This window comes from Sphingobium sp. BHU LFT2, from assembly GCF_018604485.1.
Lineage (GTDB): Bacteria > Pseudomonadota > Alphaproteobacteria > Sphingomonadales > Sphingomonadaceae > Sphingobium > Sphingobium yanoikuyae_A.
On the sequence record NZ_JAFCGW010000004.1, the window covers coordinates 149,872 to 170,562 of the forward strand.

Here is a 20,691-nt window from a genome sequence, read left to right on the forward strand (position 1 = left end):
TGCCCGCGACCGCCTGCACGCGTTCCTCGGTATCAATAGTCCAGTTCCAGCATCAAGGTTCCGAAGGGCGGGATGGTTATGTTCGCCCATCCGCTCTCATCGGCCTCGACCAGGCCCATATTGCCGGCTCCGCTGCCGCCATATTCGCACGCATCGCTATTGAGTATCTCGCGCCAGCGACCGCCCACGGGCAGCCGCATGCGATAGCCATGGCGCAGCACCGGCGTGAAATGGCTGATGACGACAATCGGCTTGTGGCCCGGAGCCCGCCGTTGCCAGGCAAAGACGCTGTCCGCTGCGCCGTCGACCAGCACCCATTCAAACCCCTCCGCCTCGCAATCGCGCGCATGCAATGCCGGCCGCGAGCGATAGAGACGGTTGAGGTCGCCGACCAGCATTTGCACGCCCTGATGGGGCGCATGATCGACCAGGTTCCAGTCGAGCGCCCGCTGCTCGCTCCACTCGGCGCGCTGGGCGAATTCCTGGCCCATGAACAGCAGCTTCTTGCCGGGATAGCCCCACATGAAGGCATAATAAGCCCGCAGCGTCGCGAATTTCTGCCAGTCGTCGCCCGCCATCTTGTGCAGCAGCGACGATTTGCCATGCACCACCTCGTCATGGCTCAGCGCCAGCACGAAATTCTCGCTGAAGGCATAGAGCAGGCCGAAGGTGATGTCGTCATGATGATGCTGCCGATGCACCGGCTCGCGCGCCAGATAGCGCAGCGTGTCGTGCATGAAACCCATATTCCATTTGAAACCGAAGCCAAGGCCACCCTGATGCACCGGCGCCGACACCTGCGGCCAGCTGGTCGATTCCTCGGCGATCGTCATCACGCCGGGAGAATCCGCATAGAGCGCCTTGTTCATCCCCTGGAGGAAGGCGACCGCCTCCACATTCTCCCGCCCGCCATGGTCGTTGGGGATCCATTCGCCGGGCTTTCGCGAATAATCGAGGTAGAGCATCGACGCGACCGCATCGACCCGCAGCCCGTCGATATGATAGCGCTCGGCCCAGAAGAGCGCATTGTTGGTCAGATATTCCGCCACTTCGCGCCGGCCGAAATTGTAGATCGCCGTGTTCCAGTCCGGCTGGAACCCCTTGCGCGGATCGGCATGTTCATAAAGCGCGGTGCCGTCGAACCGGGCAAGGCCATGCTCGTCGGTCGGAAAATGCGCCGGCACCCAATCGAGAAGGACGCCGATCCCCGCCCGGTGCGCACCATCGACGAAGCGGGCAAAGCCCGCCGGATCGCCAAAGCGCGCGGTCGGCGCATAAAGGCCCAGCGTCTGGTAGCCCCAGCTCGGATCATAGGGAAATTCGCTGATCGGCAGGAACTCGATATGGGTGAAACCCATGCCGACGACATAGGGGATCAGCCGCTCGGCCAGCGCATCCCAGTGCAGGAAATCGCCATTTCCGTCGCGCTGCCATGACCCGGCATGCACCTCGTAGATGGAGATGGGCTGGCGTCGCGCATCGGCCTTCTGCCAATGGTCGCGGTGATCCGCATCGCCCCATATATGCGCCGGCGGACCGTTGACGATCGACGCGGTCGACGGGCGCAGTTCCGAGCGAAAGGCGAAGGGATCAGCCTTGAGCGGCAGCACCACGCCGTCCGGCCCGACAATCTCGAACTTGTAGGGCTGGCCGATGCCGACTTCGGGCAGGAAGATTTCCCATACGCCCGCATCCTGTCGGTGCCGCATCGCCGCGCGCCGCCCGTCCCAGCGGTTGAAGTCGCCGACCACCGACACGCGCCGGGCATTGGGCGCCCAGACCGCGAAATGGGTGCCGGCTACCCCCTCATGCTCCATCGGATGCGCGCCCAGCTTCTCGAACAGCCGCTTGTGCGATCCTTCGGCGAAATAATAATCGTCCATCGGCCCCAGCACCGGGCCAAAGCCATAAGGGTCGATCGTCGCATAGCGGCCGCCATCGGCATATTGCGCTTCATAGCGCAGCGGCTGGCGCTTGCGGATCTTGACCTTGCCCTCGAACAACCCGGCCGGATGGATCAGCGCCAGTTCGCCGACCGGCTTGCCATCCAACGTCTGCGCGCTGACGCTGACGGCGTCGGGCAGCAGCACACAGGCGGTAAAACCGGCTTTGCCGCTGTCAGGATCGGCCGGGTGCACGCCAAGCGTCGCGAAGGGATCGGCATCCCGCCCTTCGACCAGCCGGTCGATCTGCTCCGGCGTCAGCACGCTCCTATCTCCCGTCTCCGCCGATAGCGGCCATTCTTATCATCCCATGTTCCAGATGTCGGCGGCATATTCGCGGATCGTCCGGTCGGACGAGAACCAGCCCATGCGCGCGACATTGTGGATCGCCTTCTTCGCCCACAATGCCTGATCCTGCCAGATGCCATCGACCCGCCGCTGGGCGGCGGCATAGCTGTCGAAATCGGCCGCCACCATGAACCAGTCATGGTCATAAATGCCCTGGATCAGATCCTTGTAGCGATTGGGGTCGTCGGGCGAGAAGACGCCGCTGGCAATGGCATTGAGCGCCTGTCCTAGTTCCCGGCTCTGTTCGATCACCGCGCGCGGATTATAGCCTTCGGCCCGGCGCTGGTTCACCTCGGCCGCGGTCAGGCCGAAGATCACGATATTATCCTCGCCGACATGGTCGCGCATCTCGACATTGGCGCCGTCCAGCGTACCGATGGTCAGCGCGCCGTTGACCGCGAACTTCATGTTGCCGGTGCCCGACGCCTCCATGCCGGCGGTCGAAATCTGTTCCGACAGATCGGCGGCCGGGATCATCATCTCGGCCATGGAGACATTGTAATTGGGCACGAACTGCACCTTCAGCAGTCCCTGCACCGACGGATCATGATTGATCGCGCGGGCCACGTCGCCCGCCAGCTTTATGATCAGCTTGGCATTATGGTAGCTGGGCGCTGCCTTGCCGCCGAACAGCTTGACCCGCGGTACCCAGTCCTTTTCCGGGTGAGAACGGATCTGGTCATAGAGCGCCACCGCCTCGATGATGTTGAGCAGCTGTCGCTTATATTCATGGATGCGCTTGATCTGGATATCGAACAGCGCATCGGCGTCGATCCGCGCATTGATCCGCTTGCGCAGCAGGTCGGCCAGCGCGACCTTGTTGAAGCGCTTCACTGCCAGGAACCGCTCCTGGAAGGCGGTGTCGTCGGCGAAATTGTCAAGCTCGCGCAGCGCCTCGGCATCGTCCATGAAGCGGTCGCCGATCGCCTCGCGGATCAGTTCGAACAGGCCGTGATTGCACTGCATCAGCCAGCGACGGAAGGTGACGCCGTTGGTCTTGTTGTTGATCCGCGCGGGATAGAGCTTGTGCAGGTCGGCAAAGACCGTGACCTTCATCAGGTCGGTATGCAGCGCCGACACGCCGTTGACGCTGTGCGATCCGGCAAAGGCCAGATTGCCCGTCCGCACCCGCCGCTCGCCGCCCTCGTCGATCAGCGAAATGGTGCCGATCGCATGATCGTCGAACTGGCCGGACTTGCGCGCCTCGCCCAGCAAGCGGCTATTGATGGCATAGACGATCTGCATGTGCCTGGGCAGCAGCCGCTCGAACAAGGGCACCGGCCAGCTTTCCAGCGCCTCGGGCAACAATGTGTGGTTGGTATAGCCGAAGGTGCGGCGAACAATGTCCCAACCCTCGTCGAAATCCAGCCCATGCTCGTCGACCAGGATGCGCATCAGCTCCGCCACCGACACCGCTGGATGGGTATCGTTGAGCTGGATCGCCGCCTTGTCCGGCAGGGTGCGGACATCGCCGAAATATTGGATATGCCGCCGGACAATGTCCTGCAGCGAGGCGGAGGAGAAGAAATATTCCTGCCGCAGCCGCAATTCCTGCCCCGCCGGCGAACTGTCGGCGGGATAGAGGACGCGGGTCAGCGCCTCGGCCCGGTTGCTTTCGGACAGCGCGCCCAAATGGTCGCCGGCATTGAACTTGTCGAGCAGGATCGGGTCGATCGGCTGCGCCTCCCACAGGCGCAACGTATTGACCCGCTTGCCGCGCCAGCCGGCGATCGGCGTGTCATAGGGGGTGGCGATCACCCGTTCGGCCGGACGCCAGCTCATCTGATAGGGGCCGCAATTCTCGCACTCGGCCGGATCGACGCGCCCGCCAAACCCGACCTCGTAACTCGCCTCGCGCCGCTCGAACTCCCAGGGGTTGCCGTGCGCCAGCCAGTTTTCCGGCAGTTCCACCTGCCAGCCGTCGCTGATCTCCTGCCGGAACATGCCGTTCACATAGCGGATGCCATAGCCATAAGCGGGGATGTCGACCGTCGCCATGCTCTCCATGAAGCAGGCGGCGAGGCGCCCCAGGCCGCCATTGCCCAGCGCCGCATCCGGCTCCAGCGCGGCGATCAGGTCCAGGTCGACACCCAGCGAGTCGAGCGCGGCCTGCAAATCGTCCAGCATTTCCATGTTGGACGCGGCATCGCGCATCAGCCGGCCGATCAGGAATTCCAGGCTCAGATAATAGACCCGGCGCCCCTGTTCCTCATAGGTCTTGTGGGTGGACTCGATCCAGGCGTCGATCACCCGGTCCCGGATCGAAAGGATGACGGCATGCAGCCAGTCATGCGGCTTGGCTGCCTTGGCATCCTTGCCGATGCGATAGGTCAATCGCTCGACAATCTCATGGGCCAGAATCTGCGGGTCAACCTGCCGGGGTGCCGGCTTGGGAAGCTGCGTCTCGCCCTTGAGATTCATGGCCGGGATCTCCCTCTATGAGTCACCGGGATGATGGCACAGCGCGCTTCGCCATGCCAATCCATTTTTTGCAGCGCAGCATGGACTTTTCCCGCTTCTTTCTGCGGGCTTGGCCTGCCTCAGCGCTGACCGCGTCGCGTAACGATGGCCGCCCCGATCCCGGCCCGCAATTCCGCCCGCACCGGATAGGTACTGGACGGCAGATGCTGGGTCATGAACAGGCCGATCAGTCGTTCGACCGGATCGATGAAGAAATAGGTCGAGAATACCCCGCCCCAGTAAAATTGCTGGTTCGCCAGCGTCATCGCGAAGCCCAGGCCGAAACCCACGCCGGCATAATCGGCTTCGCTGAACATCGCCTGCGACATGCTGGCGAGATCGCCGCCGCCGGGCAGGTGATTGCTTCGCATCTGCACCACCGTTTCGGGCTGCAACAGCCGCGCCCCATCCATCTCGCCACCGCGCAGCAGCATCCGGGCAAAGCGATGATAGTCGGCCGTGGCGGAAATCAGCCCGCCCCCGCCCGATCGGAAACGCAGCTTGCGCCGCCAACTGCTGGCCGCGCCCCGGTCACGCAGCCGCAACCCGTCCTCGCCCAGCCCCCAGGCATCGGTCAGTCGGTCGGTCCGGTCCGCAGGCAAGGTGAAGAAACTGTCCTTCATGCCCAGCGGATCGAAGATATTCTGACGAAAATGCGTCTCCAGATCCTGCCCCGACAGCCGCTCGACGATCACGCCCAGCACATCGGTCGACACGCCGTAATTCCAGCGCTCGCCCGGCGAAAATTCCAGCGGCAGGCTGGCCAGCGCGGCGATGAACTCGTCGGACGACCGCTTTTGCTGGAACTCGTCCAGCCCCAGTTCGCGATAGCGCGCATCGATCGGCGTCTGCCGTTGCAATCCATAGGTCAGACCCGATGTGTGGCGCAGCAGGTCGATCATCCGCATCGGCCGCGTAATCCGCCCGGTTCCGTCCGCGCCGACGCGCAGGTCGGCAAATTCGGGCAGCACGTCGGTCACCGGATCGTCCAGCGCCACCTTGCCCTGTTCGACCAGCCGCATGAAGGCAACGCTGGTGACCGGCTTGGTCATCGACGCGATGCGGAACAGCGCATCAGCCTGTAACGGCTCGCCGGTCGCCCGCGCCTGCCCCCGGCTGACCGACAGCAACGGCACCTCGTCGCGCGACACCAGCATCTGCATATGCGGCAATTTGCCGCTCTGCACATAGGTCCGGTCCAGATGATCGACCAGCGCGTCCAGCCGGTCGGGGTCCATCCCCGCCGCCCGCGCTGCTGCTGCATCCGTCACCTTCGCTGTCGCCATGTCCGCTCCTGCCATAGGCAAACCGAGCTAGAGCAAGCCGCGCACTAGGTAAATGATTTCAGGCCATGACCGGTCCATCAACGCCTTGCCATTGCCAAGACCCCACCCCTGCCTCTATGGCAACCCGCCTGATCGCCAATACCGGACGCACCACAGGCATGGCCACGGGCCTTTCTGCTATCTTCTTCCAGAACCGCGCTGCTTTGCTGCGCTTCCTGCGCGCGCGCGGTGCGGGCGAGGATGCGGAGGACCTGCTGCAGGACATGTGGATGAAGCTGGAGGCCAAGGATCTGGGGCCGGTCGCCGATCCCCTGCCCTATCTCTATCGCATGGCCAACAACCTGATGCTCGATCGCTATCGCTCCGCCACCCGGCGCGAGCGGCGCGAGCAGGACTGGGCCGAAGGCGCCGGCGGCGTGATGGCCGACCCGAATGACGATCTGGCGGTCGACGAACGCATGATCCTCAATCAGCGGCTGGAACAGGCGCGCGGCATATTGGCCGATCTTGGCCCGCGCGTCGAACTGGTGTTCCGCCGTTTCCGCATAGAAGGGGTCGGCCAGCGGCTGATTGCGGAGGAATTGGGGGTCAGCCTGACCACGGTCGAGAAGGATCTGCAAAAGGCCTATCGGGCGATGCTTGCGCTCAAGCAAAGTCTGGATACGGAATGAGCGGATCGGCGGCGTCTGGCTCTTCAAGGGGCAAGAAATGAACAGGGCACAGGCCATGATGAACGAGGAGGCGCTCGGGTGGGTGATCCGCACGCGCGATCCCGAATTTGACGACTGGGACGCCTTCACCATCTGGCTGGAGGGCGACCCCGCCCGCGCGACCGCCTATGATGCGCTGATGGCGGCCGAAGCAGATCTGGCGGACATGGTTCCGGCAGAACCCGTCGTCATGCCTGTTGCCGCCAATGATGCCGGCGAACGTCGCCACCGCCCGCTGCGCTGGATCGGTGGCGGCGCGATCGCCGCCGCGCTGGTCGCCGCCGTCTCGGTCGGCCTGCTCAACCGCAGCGACATCTACAGCATCACCACCCGTCCCGGCGAAACCCGCAGCATCGCGCTGGACGATGGCACGACGATCGAACTGAACGGCGGCACCACGCTGCGCCTCGACCGCAAGAATGCGCGCTTTGCCGCGCTCGACGCGGGCGAAGCCGCCTTCACCGTGCGCCATGACGCCGCCGATCCGTTCCGCGTGACCGTGGGCGACGCCGTGTTCGAGGATGCCGGCACCGTCTTCAACATCGTCCATAGCGGCAACGCCACCCGCATCGGCGTGTCCGAGGGCAAGGTGATCTACAATCCGCAGGCCGAAGCCATTTCGCTGCCCGCTGGCCGCGCGCTCAGCGACGGCGCGGAAGGGCTGCGCGTGATGGACGTCGCGCCCCAGGCCGTCGCCAGCTGGCGCCAGGGCCAGCTCATCTATGCCAATGCGCCGGTCGGCGACGTGACCCAGGATATCGCCCGCTCGCTGGGCGTGACGCTGGCCGCGACCCCCGGCGCGCAGGCCATGCGCTTTACCGGCACGATCCGGCTGGAACGGGATCCGTCCCGTTTCTTCGCCGCTGCCGCGCCCCTGATGGGGCTGTCCGCCATCCGACAGGGGAATGGATGGCTGCTGAAGGAAGGGGATGGGTCGCAAAACTGACGTCCTTTTCGTCACCGCCTTCGCCATAGCGGCCGCATCGCCTGCGCGAGCGGCGGACAGACAGTCGATCGACCTCGCTCCGGGACGCCTGGGCGAGGCGGTGGTGGCGCTCGGCCGTCAAACCGGCGCCAGCATCGGCATGTCGGACCAGTCGCTGGCCGGCATCGCCACCCCTGCGATCCGGGGCCGGATGTCGACCGCAGGCGCCCTTTCCCAGCTGCTGCGCGGCAGCGGCGCCAAGGCCAGGCAGATCGATGCCAGCACCTGGCGCATCGTGCGTGCCCGCAAGGCCGCGCCGCCCCCATCGCCCACGCCCGCCGCCGCCGTGCAACTCGCGCCGGTTGCGCAGGAACCGCCCGCCGACATCATCGTCACCGCGTCCAAGCGCGACATTCCCCTGCCCCGCTATGCCGGCATGGTCGAAACCGTGACCGGCGGCCTGTTCGAGACCGCCGACGCGGCGCAGGGCACGGCCGCGCTGCTCTCGCGCGTCGCCAGCCTCAGCTCCACCCATGCCGGTGCCGGCCGCAACAAGCTGTTCATCCGCGCCATCGCCGATTCCGGCGTTGCCGGGCCGACCCAGGCGACGACCGGCCAATATCTGGGCGACATGCGCCTCAACTATGCCGCGCCCGATCCCGACCTGCGCCTCTATGACGTCGGCGGGGTCGAGGTGCTGGAAGGGCCACAGGGCACGCTCTATGGCGCCGGCTCTCTCGGCGGCATCATCCGCATCATCCCCAATGCCCCCAATCTCGCGCAGTTCGGCGGCCAGATCTCGACCGGCGTGTCGGCAACCCAGCATGGCGATCCGGGCGGCGACCTGTCGGCCATTCTCAATCTGCCGATCGTGGCCGAGAAGGTGGCGCTGCGCGTCGTCGGCTATGGCGTGCAGGAAGGCGGCTATATCGACGATGTCCTGCGCGACAAGGATGACGTCAACCGCACCCGCACCTATGGCGGCCGCGCCACGCTGCGGATCGCACCGGCGGACGACTGGACCATCGATCTCAGCACCGCCTACCAGCATATCGAGGGCGACGACGCGCAATATGCCAGCCGCGAGGTCGGCCGGCTGGAACGCGCCTCCAGCGTCGCCCAGCCCTATCATTCCGACTATATCCTGGCCAATGCGCGGATCGAGCATCAGTGGGACGACCTGCGCCTCGTCTCCTCGACCGGCTATGTCCGCAATGTCCTCGCTGAAAGCTATGACGCGACCCAGCCGGGCGGCGCGCCGGCCCTGTTCCGCCAGCGCAACAAGGTCGAACTTTTCTCGACCGAAAACCGGCTGGTGCGCGACCTCGACAATGGCCTGGGCTGGCTGCTGGGCGTTTCCTATCTGGAAAGCACCTCGACCATCCAGCGGTCGCTGACCGGCTATGGCCCCCTGAGCGCACCGGCGATCGAGATCCTGCCGGGCGTCCCGGTCTATGGTCGCGGTCGTCCTGCCACGGCCACCGGCGTGCGCAACCGGATCAAGGAAGCGACCCTGTTCGGCGAAGCCTCGTTCGAACCGCTCCAGGGGCTGGTCGCTACCGTCGGCGGACGCCTCACCAACAGCCGCCTCAGCGGCGAGGCGATCGATCCGGTGGCGATGCTTTCGGCCGTCGCCGACCTTGCCCGTGTCGAGGCGCAGGCCGATCGCTCCGAAACCATCTTCCTCCCCTCCTTCTCGCTGCTCAGCGATGCGGTGAAGGGGGTCACCCTCTATGCCCGGTTCGAACAGGGCTTTCGTCCCGGCGGCCTGGCGGTCGACGATCAGCGCGCGCGCAGCTTCCGTAATGATCGCATCTCGACCATGGAACTGGGCTTCCGCAAGGGCGTGCCGGGCCGCGACACGGTCGCGCTCAGCGGCAATGTCGCCTATACCGACTGGCGCGATATCCAGGCCGACGTTACCGACCGCATCGGCCTGCCCACCACCGCCAATATCGGCGATGGACGCATCTATACGGTCGAAGGCCGGATCGTGGTCCGCCCGATCCCGCCGCTGACGCTGGATGGCTCGATCATCTACAATGACAGCCGCCTAACCCAACCGGCCCAGTTCGTGCGCGCTCTTTCCTATGAAGGGCGCTCGCTGACCCTGCCCAACGTCGCCAATCTGGGTGGCCGCGTCGCTGCCGATTATCGCGCGCCATTGGGCGACGATATGCGCCTGCACCTGTCGGCCTCGGCCCGCTATGTCGGCAAGTCGCGCCTGGGCGTCGGACCGATATTGGGCCGGGAACAGGGCGATTATGTCGATACGGCCCTGTCCGCCGCCGTCACCCGCGGCCCGGTCGAACTCTCGCTTTCGCTCACCAACCTGTTCGACAGCGACGGTAATCGTTTCTCGCTCGGCACCCCGTTCGACCTGAGCACCGACTATTATACGCCGCTGCGCCCCCGCACCGTGCGCATCGGCCTGGATTTCGCCTTCTAAAATCACGCCGACCGGCATTTTTCCTGACGGAACCGGCCCGGCGGCGGCGTCCCTCCCGCATGTACGCGCCCATCAAACGGCGCGGCATTCAGAGGAGATATCATGCGACATTTGCTGGCCTGCACGGCCATCGCCCCGGTTCTGGTTGCGCTGACCGCAACCAATGCCGCGGCGGAAACCACGATCGGTTCATCCACCACCACCGCCGTCAAGACCTCCACCGTCGCCTCGGGCGCGGCCGATGCGATCACGGTCAGCTCCGCCGGCAGCATCACGCTGACCAGCGGCACCGCGATCACGATGGACAGCAACAACAATGTCAGCAACGCGGGTTCGCTGACCATCAACGATGCCGACAATGCGACCGGCATCCTGGTCAAGGCCGGCACCACCGGCAACATCACCAACAGCGGCACGATCACGCTGACGGAAGATTATACCGCGACCGACACGGACAGTGACGGCGACATTGACGGCACGTTCGCCAAAGGGACGAACCGCAATGGCATCCTGGTCGAATCCGGCGCGGCCCACACCGGCAATATCGACACCACTGGCACGATCTCGATCGAAGGCAACAACAGCGCCGGCATCCGCGTCAACTCGACCCTGATCGGCAATCTGTCGACCTATGGCACGATCGGCGTGACCGGCGACAACAGCTATGGCGTGGTCGCCAACGATATCGATGGCAACGCCACGATCCGCGGTTCGATCAGCACCAAGGGCGCGAACAGCACCGCCGTCGCCCTGCTCGGCGATGTCGATGGCGCAGTGAAGATCCAGGGCACGATCGTCAGCACCGGCTATCGCTCCACCACCCGCCCGAGCGACGTCACCAAGCTCGACGCCGACGACCTGCTGCAGGGTGGCCCCGCCCTCGTCATCGCCGGCAATGTCAGCGGCGGCATCGTGTTCGACGTCGCGCCGACCGCCAGCGATGATGACGACGAAGATGACACCGACATCGATGATGACGGCCTGCTCGACAGCACCGAAACCACCGCCACGGTCATCAACTATGGCTCGGCGGCTGCGGTGCAGATCGGTTCGGCCAGCGCCGACACCAGCATCGGCGTGGTCCAGGGCGACAGTTCGGGCTATGGCGTGGTCGTGCGTGGCGCGATCGCGGGCTATGGCATCTATGACGGCGTCGATGCCAATGCGATGGTGATCGGCGGCCTGGGCGGCGATGTCGACATTGCCAAGGGCGTCCTGGTCGCCGGATCGATCACCGCCATCTCCTATGACAGCAACGCCACCGCGCTGCGCCTGGGTTCGGGCGCGACCAGCGACGCGATCGAGATTTCGGGCACCGTCGCCGCTTCGGGCGCGGCGCTCGCGAACACCACGTCGCGCGGCCTGGTGATCGACGCCGGGGCACAGGTGAATTCGGTCAAGGTCAGCGGCACCGTCGCGGCCGTCGCCGCCGATGATGAAAAGGGTCGCGCGATCGCGATCCTCGATTCCTCGGGCACCGTCTCCAGCCTCAGCAACACCGGCACCATCTCGGCGACCGGCGGCCTTACCAACACCGCCATTGACCTCAGCGCCAACAGCAGCGGCGTGACGCTGACCCAGGCACTCGCCTCCTCGACCGCGACCGCGCCCAGCATCGTCGGCGACGTCAAGCTCGGCTCGGGCGATGACGTCATGACGGTATCGGCCGGCCGGATCGTCGGCGATGTCAGCCTGGGCGCGGGCAATAACAGCCTGTCGCTCTCGGGCAGTTCGACCCTGACCGGCGATCTCAGCTATGCCGGCACCGGCGCCACCCTGGCCCTGGCCGATACCGCTAGCGTCACCGGCGCGCTCGACTTTGGCGGCGCCAGCGGCACGATGACGCTGAACGGCACCTCCAGCTATACCGGCGCGATCAGCAACAGCGGCAACATGGCGCTGGTGCTGAACGGCGGCACGCTGGCTGTCAGCAACACCGGTTCGGTCGCGCTTGCCTCGCTCAGCGCGTCCTCGGGCTCGGCGCTGGGCGTCACCATCAACGGCGCCGATGGCACCAACACCGTCTATGACGTCGCCGGTGCCGCCAGCTTCGCCAGCGGTTCCAAGGTGAAGGTGGCGCTGACCCAGGTCGGCGGATCGGAAGGCGACTATGTCATCGTCCGCGCCGCGTCGCTGTCGGGCACCCCGGCGCTCGATAGCGCGACCCTGCTGCCCTATATGTTCAAGGGCAGCGTCAGCAGCGACACGACGACCGGTGACGTGACCCTGTCGATCGCCGCCAAGACCACATCGGAACTGGGCCTGACCGGCTCGCTTTCAAGGGCTTATTCGGCGATCTTCAATGCGCTCGACAATGACAGCACTCTGGCCAACGCCTATTTGGACGTGACCGACGGCCAGACGCTGAACGGTGCGCTGCGCCAGATGCTGCCCGAACATTCCGGCAGCACCTTCGAAGCCGTCACCGCTGGCTCGCGGGCGACCGCGCGCATCCTGTCGGATCCCAACGGCATCTACAGGACCAAGGACGGCAAACTCGGCTTCTGGCTGCAGCAGGTGGCGTTCGGCAGCTCCAAGAGCATCGGCGACACCGCCTCCTACGACATTAATGGCTGGGGCGCGGGCGGCGGCGTCGAATATCTGACCGATCTTGGCGCCTTCGGTGGCTCCTTCGCCTATATTCATGGCCGGGACACCAGCGACAGCTCCAACAGCTCGGCGGATTCCGACCAGTTCGAACTGGCGGCGCACTGGCGCGGCAGCTGGGGTCCGCTCCAGGCCTTCGCGCGCGTTTCGGCGGCGCATATCGACTTTGACGGCACCCGCAACTTCGCGCTCGACGATGTCGTGCGCAAGGCGACCGGCGACTGGTCGGGCAAGCTCTATTCGGCCACGGCCGGGGCTTCCTATCAGCTCCAGTTCAACCGCTTCAGCCTGCGTCCGGGCATTGGCATCGACTATTACCGCCTGAAGGAAGGCGGCTATAGCGAAAGCGGCGGTGGCGACGCGTTCAACCTGACCGTCGATGGCCGCACCAGCGACGAAATGACCGCCAACGGCACGATCGCCGCCGGCTATGATTTCGGCAGCCTCAATCGCGAGGATGGCTGGGCGCGGTTCGAACTGGAAGGCGGTCGCCGCCAGCTGATCGGCGGATCGCTCGGCGACACGGTCGCCCATTTCAAGGATGGCGATGACTTCGTCCTGGTCGCCGACAAGCGCACCAGCGGCTGGACCGGCCGGGCCCGCCTCTATGGCGGCACCGACACGTTCCGCGTCGGCGGCGAATTCGGTGCGGAAGAACAACAAAATCACGTCGCAATCTCATTCCGGGCGACGGTTAACTTCGTCCTGTGACGTCTGAATAAGGAATTGGCGGGCCACACCCCACAGACCCTCCCGGTCCGCCAGTTGCGCCACGGCATGATGTTCCTCCCCAAGGGACGCCAAGGCAAAAAAGAGGGGCGTCGCATGGGTTTCACCCGAGCGGCGCCCCTTTTTCTTTGCTCCCCTCTGCGCCCTCTCCTTTCATTGGCCTCTTGCGGGCGGCATCGGCCCGTGCTGAATAAGTAGCGGGGAATCAGGCTCTTGAGCCTAATGGGGGATGAATGGGGGGAATTTCTCGCCTGTGCGCGACCTTGGTCGGCATATGGCTTGCGGCATTGTCGCCGGCGCACGCACAGACCGACGCCGCATCGGCAGATACAGATCATCGGAAGCCATGTGAGCTACATGTCTGGCCGGGAAACGGGCTGGGCTCGGTTTATCATGGCTGGCTGCATGGCGGCATCGTCAATGGCGCCGTCCAGGGACGCGAAGGCTACAAGGCCATGAATGCCAATCCGCTTGCCACGGCCGACCAACGCGCCTTGCTTGCTACGCTACCACTGGCCTCATGGCTTGGCCTGCCCGACCATCAGTTGGTCCTTCATGACGAATCTCTCGACAGCCGGACGATGCGCTCGACTTCGGGCCGCATCCGGCCGGACGGATCGATCTGCTACGCCGAATTCATGATCGACGACCTGATCTTTCAGGAAGATGTCGTTACCGGCCGTTTTCTCAAGATATTGTTCCGATTCCGCGATTTCGGATCGGAACAGACGGCGAGACGCAGCTTCGGCACCTGGACCATGACCAAGCTTACCCAGTTCCCGCCGCAAACGGCGGAGGCAGAAGGCGCGGCCCTGACTGACTTGAAATCGGCGTTTCAACAGGATGTCGAGAAATTCGGGGAATATCTGCGCCGCCCGGTAAGGACACGTAACTAAACAGCTTTTATCACGACATTTGGGGGAAATGATTATGTTGAAGACCATTTGGGTTGGTCTGGCATCGCTGACGCTTGCCAGTGCCGCCCAGGCCCAGACGGCCGAGGCTTCGTCGCCGGCCTGCGAATTGCACATATGGCCGGCCGAACGCATGGCCTCCGTGACAACCGGCCTGCTTGGCGGCGGTTTGCTCGATGCCGCCCTGCATGCCGGCAAGGATGCCAGCAACAAGGCACAGATGGCCAGCGCGCTCGACAGCCCCAGCCAGGTTGACGCACTCCAGGCGCTGGATCTGGCCACGTTGCTGGAACTGAAGCCGGGCACGGTTATCATCCGTCATGAAGCGCCGCTTGAGCGCAAGACCATGAACAAGGTGAAGACGCGCCGGTCCGATTCCACTGCCGCCTGCTACTCCGAGCTCATCACCGCAGATGTGCTGTATCACAAGGCAGCGATCTATGGCCGCTCGCTCAAGACATTGTTCATGGTTCGAGACTTCGGCAACGACCAGAAGATCGACTTCGAATATAAGGCGTGGGGCGGAAATGGCCTGTCGCTCTTCCCCGCAAAGGAAGGCGAAGACGCCGTGGCCGCGCTGGATGAGCTGGTTGGCGTCTTCAAGAAGAATTTCGAGGAATATGCCAACAATGCCCGCAAATCCATGGCATTGAAGAAGAAGGCCTGACCGAAAAAGGGGAGCGACCGTCAGGCCGCTCCCCTCAATCACGAAAGGCCATGGAGACCCGGCCTCAGCCGGCGAGCGCCTTCTTGACCAGTTCGTTGACGACCTGGGGATTGGCCTTGCCCTGCATCGCTTTCATCGTCTGGCCGACGAAGAAGCCGAACAAGGCTTCCTTGCCGCCGCGATACTGCTCGACCTTGTCGCCATTCTTGGCCAGGACATCGGCCACCGCCGCCTCGATCGCACCGGTGTCGCTGGTCTGCTTCAGGCCCTTTTCCTCGACGATCTTGCCGGGCTTGTCGCCGGTTTCCAGCATGATCTCAAACACCTGCTTGGCGATCGTGCCGCTGATCGTGCCATCGGCCACCAGTGCCAGCAATTCGGCTCCTTCCTCGGGGCTTACAGGGCTTTCCTCAAGGCTCTTGCCAATGCGGTTGAGCGCGCCATACAGCTCCGACAGCAGCCAGTTGGCCGATGCCTTGGCGACCTCGCCCTCGCTCTTCTTCTGGATGCGCGCGCCTTCCGCCAGCAGCGCCTCGAACCAGCGGGCGGTGTCGGCGTCGGCGGTCAGGGTCGCGGCATTATAAGCGGACAGGCCCAGATCCTGTGCATAACGGCGCAGCTTCGCGTCCGGCAGTTCCGGCAGCGACTGGCGGCATTCCTCCAGGAAGGCATCGTCCAGTTCCAGCGGCAGCAGGTCGGGATCGGGGAAGTAGCGATAGTCGTGCGCATCTTCCTTCGACCGCATCGAACGGGTCTCGTTGCGATCCGGATCATAGAGGCGCGTTTCCTGCACGATCTTGCCGCCGGCCTCCAGCACGTCGACCTGGCGGTTCGCCTCATGCTCGACCACGGCCATGACGAAGCGGACCGAGTTCACATTCTTGGTCTCGGTGCGGGTGCCGAACTCTTCACCGGGACGACGCACGGAGACGTTGACGTCGGCGCGCATCGACCCCTGGTCCATATTGCCGTCGCACGACCCGACATAGCGAAGAATGGTTCGCAGCTTCGAGAGATAAGCCCCTGCTTCGGCAGGCGAACGCATGTCCGGCTTCGACACGATTTCCATCAGCGCCACGCCCGACCGGTTGAGGTCGACATAGGAGCTGGTGGGATGCTGGTCGTGCATCAGCTTGCCGGCGTCCTGCTCGACATGGATGCGCTCGACGCCGATCACCTTGGTGCTGGCTTCGGGGTTCTTTTCGTCGAGGACGATCTCGATCTGCCCCTCGCCCACGATCGGGTGATAGAGCTGGCTGATCTGATAGCCCTGCGGCAGATCCGCATAGAAATAATTCTTGCGGTCGAAGCGCGACCATTTGTTGATCTGCGCGTCGATCGCCATGCCGGTGCGCACCGCCTGGCGGATGCATTCGCGGTTGGGCACGGGCAACATGCCGGGCATGGCCGCGTCGATCAGGCTGACCTGCGTATTGGGCTCCGCGCCGAACGCCGTCGCGGCACCCGAAAATAGCTTCGCGTTCGACGTCACCTGCGCATGGACTTCCAGGCCGATCACGACCTCCCACTCGCCGGTTGCGCCCTGGATGCGATAGGTTGATTCAGTCATTTCGCTTCTTGCCCATCAATTTCTGTCGGAGCGATCCGACCTCTGCTTCGGCGACCCTTGCCCCACAGACTGGTCTTGGGACGATCCGATGTCGCTTCTGCGGTAGCAGTGACGATCTTCCGCCGCTTGGCTGGCCGATCATCCTTACGCTGATATCGCCGTTTCTCGGAAACAGTGAAGGAACTGAGCAGATCGACCAGTCCTCCCAACAGTTCCGAGAAACTCATATCACCACCACTTGTTCGGCCGCGCGGTGAAGCCGGCCCGTTCCTCGATGGCGAGGCTGGCGTTCAGCACGGTTTGTTCGTCCAGCGCCTTGCCGATCACCTGCAGGCCGATCGGAAGACCGGCCGAATCCAGCCCGCCCGGAATCGCCATCGCCGGCAGTCCGGCCAGCGAGGCCGGCACGGTGAAGACGTCGTTCAGATACATGGCCAGCGGATCGGCCTGCTTCTCGCCCAGCGCGAAGGAGGCGCTCGGCGCGGTCGGCGTCAGCAGCAGATCGCACTTTTCGAACGCCAGTTCGAAATCGCGCGCGATCAGCGCCCGCACCTTCTGCGCCTGGGTATAATAGGCATCGTAGAAGCCAGCCGACAGCACATAGGTGCCGATCATGATGCGGCGCTTCACTTCCGGGCCGAAGCCGGCGGCGCGGGTCGCGGCATACATGTCCTGCAAACCTGCGCCATCGGGCAGGTCGCGCTGGCCATAACGCACGCCGTCATAGCGGGCGAGGTTCGACGAGGCTTCGGCAGGCGCGATGATATAATAGGTCGGCAGCGCATATTTGGTATGCGGCAGCGACACGTCCACCACTTCGGCGCCGGCGTCCTTGAGCCATTCGATGCCGCGATCCCACATGGCGGAGATTTCGGCATTCAGGCCATCGGGGCGATATTCCTTGGGAATACCGACCTTCTTGCCCTTGAGATCGCTCGACAGATTGGCTTCCCACTGCGGCACGGCCAGATCCAACGAAGTCGAATCCTTGGGGTCGAAGCCCGACATGACTTCCAACAGGATCGCATTGTCGCGCACGGTGCGCGCCATCGGCCCGGCCTGGTCCAGAGAACTGGCGAAGGCGACGATACCGAAGCGCGAGCAGCGGCCATAGGTCGGCTTAATGCCCGAAATGCCGGTGAAGGCGGCAGGCTGGCGGATCGAGCCACCAGTGTCGGTGCCGGTCGCCGCCGGGCAGAGCCGCGCGGAAATGGCCGAGGAGGAACCGCCCGACGAACCGCCGGGCGCCAGTGCGGCATTGTCGCCGCCGCCCCGCCGCCAGGGCGAGATCACATTGCCATAATAGCTCGTTTCGTTGGACGAACCCATGGCGAACTGGTCGAGGTTGAGCTTGCCCAGCATGCCGGCGCCGGCCGCCCACAGCTTGCCCGACACGGTCGATTCATAGGTCGGCACGAAGCCTTCCAGCATGTGGCTCGCGGCGGTGGTCTGGGTGCCTTCGGTGCAGAACAGGTCCTTCATGCCGATCGGCACGCCGGCAAGCTGGCCCAGCGTCTCGCCGGCGGCCTTGGCCTTGTCGGCAGCGTCGGCCGCTGCCAGCGCCTTTTCGGGCGTCTCGACGATGAAGGCGTTCAGCGCCTTGGCAGCAGCGACATTGGCATTGAAGCCCTCGGCCACTTCGCGTGCCGAAAAATCGCCCGCGCGGAAGCCGTCGCGGATTTCCGCCACTGTAAGATCAGTAAGATCAGTCAAATTCTTTTCCCCGTTCGGGCTGAGCGAAGTCGAAGCCCTCTACTGAGCGAAGCGAAGCTGCCTCCCTGCGGTCGGCCGAGCCCTTCGACAGGCTCAGGGCGAACGGATGGGGAGGCACCCGCATCATTCGATAACTTTCGGCACCGCGAAGAAGCCATGTTCGGCCTGCGGCGCATTGGCCAGCACCTTGTCACGCACATTGCCGTCAGTGACGACATCGTCGCGCAGGCGTTGATGGTTGGGGATGACGGCCGTCATCGGCTGCACGCCGGTCACGTCCACCTCGCCCAGCTGTTCCACCCAGCCAAGGATATTGTTGAGTTCGGGCACCATGGCTTCCGCTTCCGCATCCGTCACCGAAATGCGCGAAAGGCTGGCGATCTTTTTCACGGTCTGAAGGTCTATCGACATGGGCCAAGCCGCTAGCACCCGCACCAGTCCGCTTCAAGTGTCCTGCTGCACCATCTGCCATCTTGCATGCGCCCATCTTGCATGCCCCCATCTTGCATGACTGCCGCGCATGGGCCAGACAGGCCGCACGAAGGCGGGGCGATCCCCGCACAGGGATGGAGACGAGAGCAAGTGGCCCGCAAATTCCTCTATATCGTCGCCGGCCTGGTCGTGCTGGTGCTTGCGATGCTGCTTGCCTATCGCATCTGGGGGATGCAGATCATGCGGGCGGTCATGGTCCCGCGCGAAGCGTTCCAGCCGCTCCAGCCCCTGCCCGCCAACGCCTATGACGATCCGAAAATGTGGATCGCCCGCCCCGACCAGACCAAGGACAATCCCGCGCTCTGGACGCCGCAGGGCGCGGCCAAGCTTGCGCCGCCCGCGCAGAAGGCCGCCGTCTTCTTCATCCATCCGACCAGCTATGTGACGCCGCTTGGCAATGCCCATTGGAACGCGCCGCTGGACGACGCGGAAAGCAACGCGACCGCGCGCCGCTTCGTGCTGAGCCAGGCCAGCGCCTTCAGCGCCGCCGGCAATGTCTGGGCGCCGCGTTATCGCCAGGCCAATTATGGCGCCTTCCTCACCACCGGAGCGGAGGGCGACCAGGCGCTCGCCGCCGCCTATCGCGACGTGACCCAGGCCTTCGCCGCCTTCCTCAAGGCCAATCCCACCGGCCCGCTGATCCTCGCCGGCCACAGCCAGGGGTCACGCCACCTGCTGCAACTGGTGCGCGAACAGGTGGCGGGCAAGCCGGTCGCCGACCGGATCGCCGCCATCTATGCCGTGGGCTGGCCGATCTCGGTCGAGGCGGACCTGCCTGCATTGGGCTTCCCCGCCTGCGCCAGGCGGGATCAATCGCACTGCATCGTCAGCTGGCAAAGCTATGCCGAACCGGCCGATCCGTCCGCCGTGGTCGAAAGCTTCGAGCGCAAGCAGGGCCTCAATGGCCAGCCGCGCAAGGGCACGCACATGCTCTGCACCAATCCGATCACCGGCACCTTCAACGGCAATGCGCCTGCCAGCGCCAATATCGGCACGCTCGACGCCCGCGCCGCCGACAAGCCGGCCCATCTGGTCGCCGGCATCGTGCCTGCCCGCTGCGACACCAGCGGCGTGCTGATGATCGGCGATCCGGTCGACATGGGCCCCTACACGCTGCCCGGCAATAATTATCACGTCTATGATTATAGCCTGTTCTGGGGCAATGTACGCGACGACGCCCGCCAAAGGCTGGCTGCCTTTACCAAGATACACTGAGACGTAATGAAACTTGTCACGACTGACCGCGCGGAATTTCGCGCAGCCCTGCCCGAGGGTGGCCGCCTGATCGGCATGGACGTGGGCACGAAGACGATCGGCCTGGCCCTGTGCGACGCGCAATGGTCGATCGCCAGCCCCGCCTACACCGTCAATCGCGGCAAGTTCAGCAAGGACAAGCCGGCGCTCGAAGCCTTCATGGCGCAGCAGCAGGTCAAGGGCATCGTCATCGGCCTGCCGCTCAATCTCGACGGCACCAACAGCCCGCGCAGCCAGGCCAGCCGCGCCTTCGCCCATAATGTCGCGGACATCGGCCTGCCGGTGCTGCTTTGGGACGAGCGCTGGTCGACCCAGGCCGTCACCCGCACCCTGCTGGAAGCCGACGCCAGCCGCGCCCGCCGCGACGAACTGGTCGACAAGCTCGCCGCCAGCTACATCCTCCAGGGCGCGATCGACGGCCTCGTCGCCGGGCTGGAATAGGCACGCCTGTCCTACAGCGTGCCGCCCGGCTATATTCCCGGCGGCTCTTTCCCATCGCAACCCCACACCGCTTTCCGATAGGATCAGCGGAACGCAACATAATGTCAGAATGTGCGGGAAATATGCGAAGTTAAGCGCGCGATTTCCAACATTTACCCCGTCCAGCGCGCGCCGCCCGAGTTG

General features: G+C 64.5%; 14 protein-coding genes. 8 read left to right on the plus strand and 6 right to left on the minus strand.

Annotation, left to right across the window (positions count from 1 at the left end; translation table 11 throughout):
- Positions 1-32: 32 nt before the first annotated feature.
- The 3 genes from glgB to JQK15_RS10165 form a co-directional block, all read right to left on the minus strand.
- A complete protein-coding gene (gene glgB / locus JQK15_RS10155; protein ID WP_214865334.1) occupies positions 33-2,207 on the minus strand; it encodes a 1,4-alpha-glucan branching protein GlgB in 2,175 nt (724 codons plus the stop codon).
- A 39-nt stretch (positions 2,208-2,246) separates the two neighbouring features.
- Positions 2,247-4,712 (minus strand): glycogen/starch/alpha-glucan phosphorylase, encoded by a 2,466-nt coding sequence (locus tag JQK15_RS10160; protein WP_214865336.1) that lies wholly within the window; start codon positions 4,710-4,712, stop codon positions 2,247-2,249.
- 119 nt (positions 4,713-4,831) lie between these two features.
- Positions 4,832-6,037: a serine hydrolase domain-containing protein gene (locus JQK15_RS10165; protein WP_214865338.1), complete on the minus strand. Its 1,206-nt coding sequence runs from the start codon at positions 6,035-6,037 to the stop codon at positions 4,832-4,834.
- 158 nt (positions 6,038-6,195) lie between these two features.
- Here JQK15_RS10165 and JQK15_RS10170 point away from each other — a divergent pair, with 158 nt between their 5' ends.
- From JQK15_RS10170 to JQK15_RS10195, 6 genes are all read left to right on the plus strand, one after another.
- A complete protein-coding gene (locus JQK15_RS10170; RefSeq protein WP_029547652.1) occupies positions 6,196-6,708 on the plus strand; it encodes an RNA polymerase sigma factor in 513 nt (170 codons plus the stop codon).
- Positions 6,709-6,763: 55 nt separating this feature from the next.
- The gene (locus tag JQK15_RS10175) at positions 6,764-7,693 is read left to right on the plus strand and encodes a FecR family protein (RefSeq protein WP_026109295.1); all 930 of its coding nucleotides are present in this window, start codon (positions 6,764-6,766) and stop codon (positions 7,691-7,693) included.
- Positions 7,677-10,121 (plus strand): TonB-dependent receptor, encoded by a 2,445-nt coding sequence (locus JQK15_RS10180; RefSeq protein ID WP_214865341.1) that lies wholly within the window; start codon positions 7,677-7,679, stop codon positions 10,119-10,121. Before JQK15_RS10175 ends, JQK15_RS10180 begins: the two co-directional genes overlap by 17 nt.
- A gap of 102 nt (positions 10,122-10,223) precedes the next feature.
- The gene (locus JQK15_RS10185) at positions 10,224-13,439 is read left to right on the plus strand and encodes an autotransporter domain-containing protein (RefSeq protein WP_214865344.1); all 3,216 of its coding nucleotides are present in this window, start codon (positions 10,224-10,226) and stop codon (positions 13,437-13,439) included.
- A 251-nt stretch (positions 13,440-13,690) separates the two neighbouring features.
- Positions 13,691-14,353: a hypothetical protein gene (locus JQK15_RS10190; protein WP_196246594.1), complete on the plus strand. Its 663-nt coding sequence runs from the start codon at positions 13,691-13,693 to the stop codon at positions 14,351-14,353.
- A 34-nt stretch (positions 14,354-14,387) separates the two neighbouring features.
- Positions 14,388-15,038, plus strand: a complete 651-nt coding sequence (locus JQK15_RS10195; protein ID WP_214865346.1) for a hypothetical protein — start codon at positions 14,388-14,390, stop codon at positions 15,036-15,038.
- A 64-nt stretch (positions 15,039-15,102) separates the two neighbouring features.
- On the opposite strand, the gene gatB is transcribed toward JQK15_RS10195, so the two are convergent.
- From gatB to gatC, 3 genes are all read right to left on the minus strand, one after another.
- A complete protein-coding gene (gene gatB, locus JQK15_RS10200) occupies positions 15,103-16,608 on the minus strand; it encodes an Asp-tRNA(Asn)/Glu-tRNA(Gln) amidotransferase subunit GatB (protein WP_010337156.1) in 1,506 nt (501 codons plus the stop codon).
- Between the two features lie 228 nt (positions 16,609-16,836).
- A complete protein-coding gene (gene gatA, locus JQK15_RS10205; protein WP_214865348.1) occupies positions 16,837-18,321 on the minus strand; it encodes an Asp-tRNA(Asn)/Glu-tRNA(Gln) amidotransferase subunit GatA in 1,485 nt (494 codons plus the stop codon).
- A 123-nt stretch (positions 18,322-18,444) separates the two neighbouring features.
- Entirely contained in the window at positions 18,445-18,732 is a 288-nt protein-coding gene (gatC, locus tag JQK15_RS10210) for an Asp-tRNA(Asn)/Glu-tRNA(Gln) amidotransferase subunit GatC (protein ID WP_004211845.1), read from the minus strand.
- Positions 18,733-18,903: 171 nt separating this feature from the next.
- On the opposite strand from gatC, the gene JQK15_RS10215 reads away from it, so the two are divergent.
- Both JQK15_RS10215 and ruvX read left to right on the plus strand, forming a co-directional pair.
- A complete protein-coding gene (locus JQK15_RS10215) occupies positions 18,904-20,028 on the plus strand; it encodes a DUF3089 domain-containing protein (protein ID WP_214865350.1) in 1,125 nt (374 codons plus the stop codon).
- Between the two features lie 6 nt (positions 20,029-20,034).
- Positions 20,035-20,508, plus strand: a complete 474-nt coding sequence (gene ruvX / locus JQK15_RS10220; RefSeq protein ID WP_004211843.1) for a Holliday junction resolvase RuvX — start codon at positions 20,035-20,037, stop codon at positions 20,506-20,508.
- Positions 20,509-20,691 lie beyond the last annotated feature (183 nt).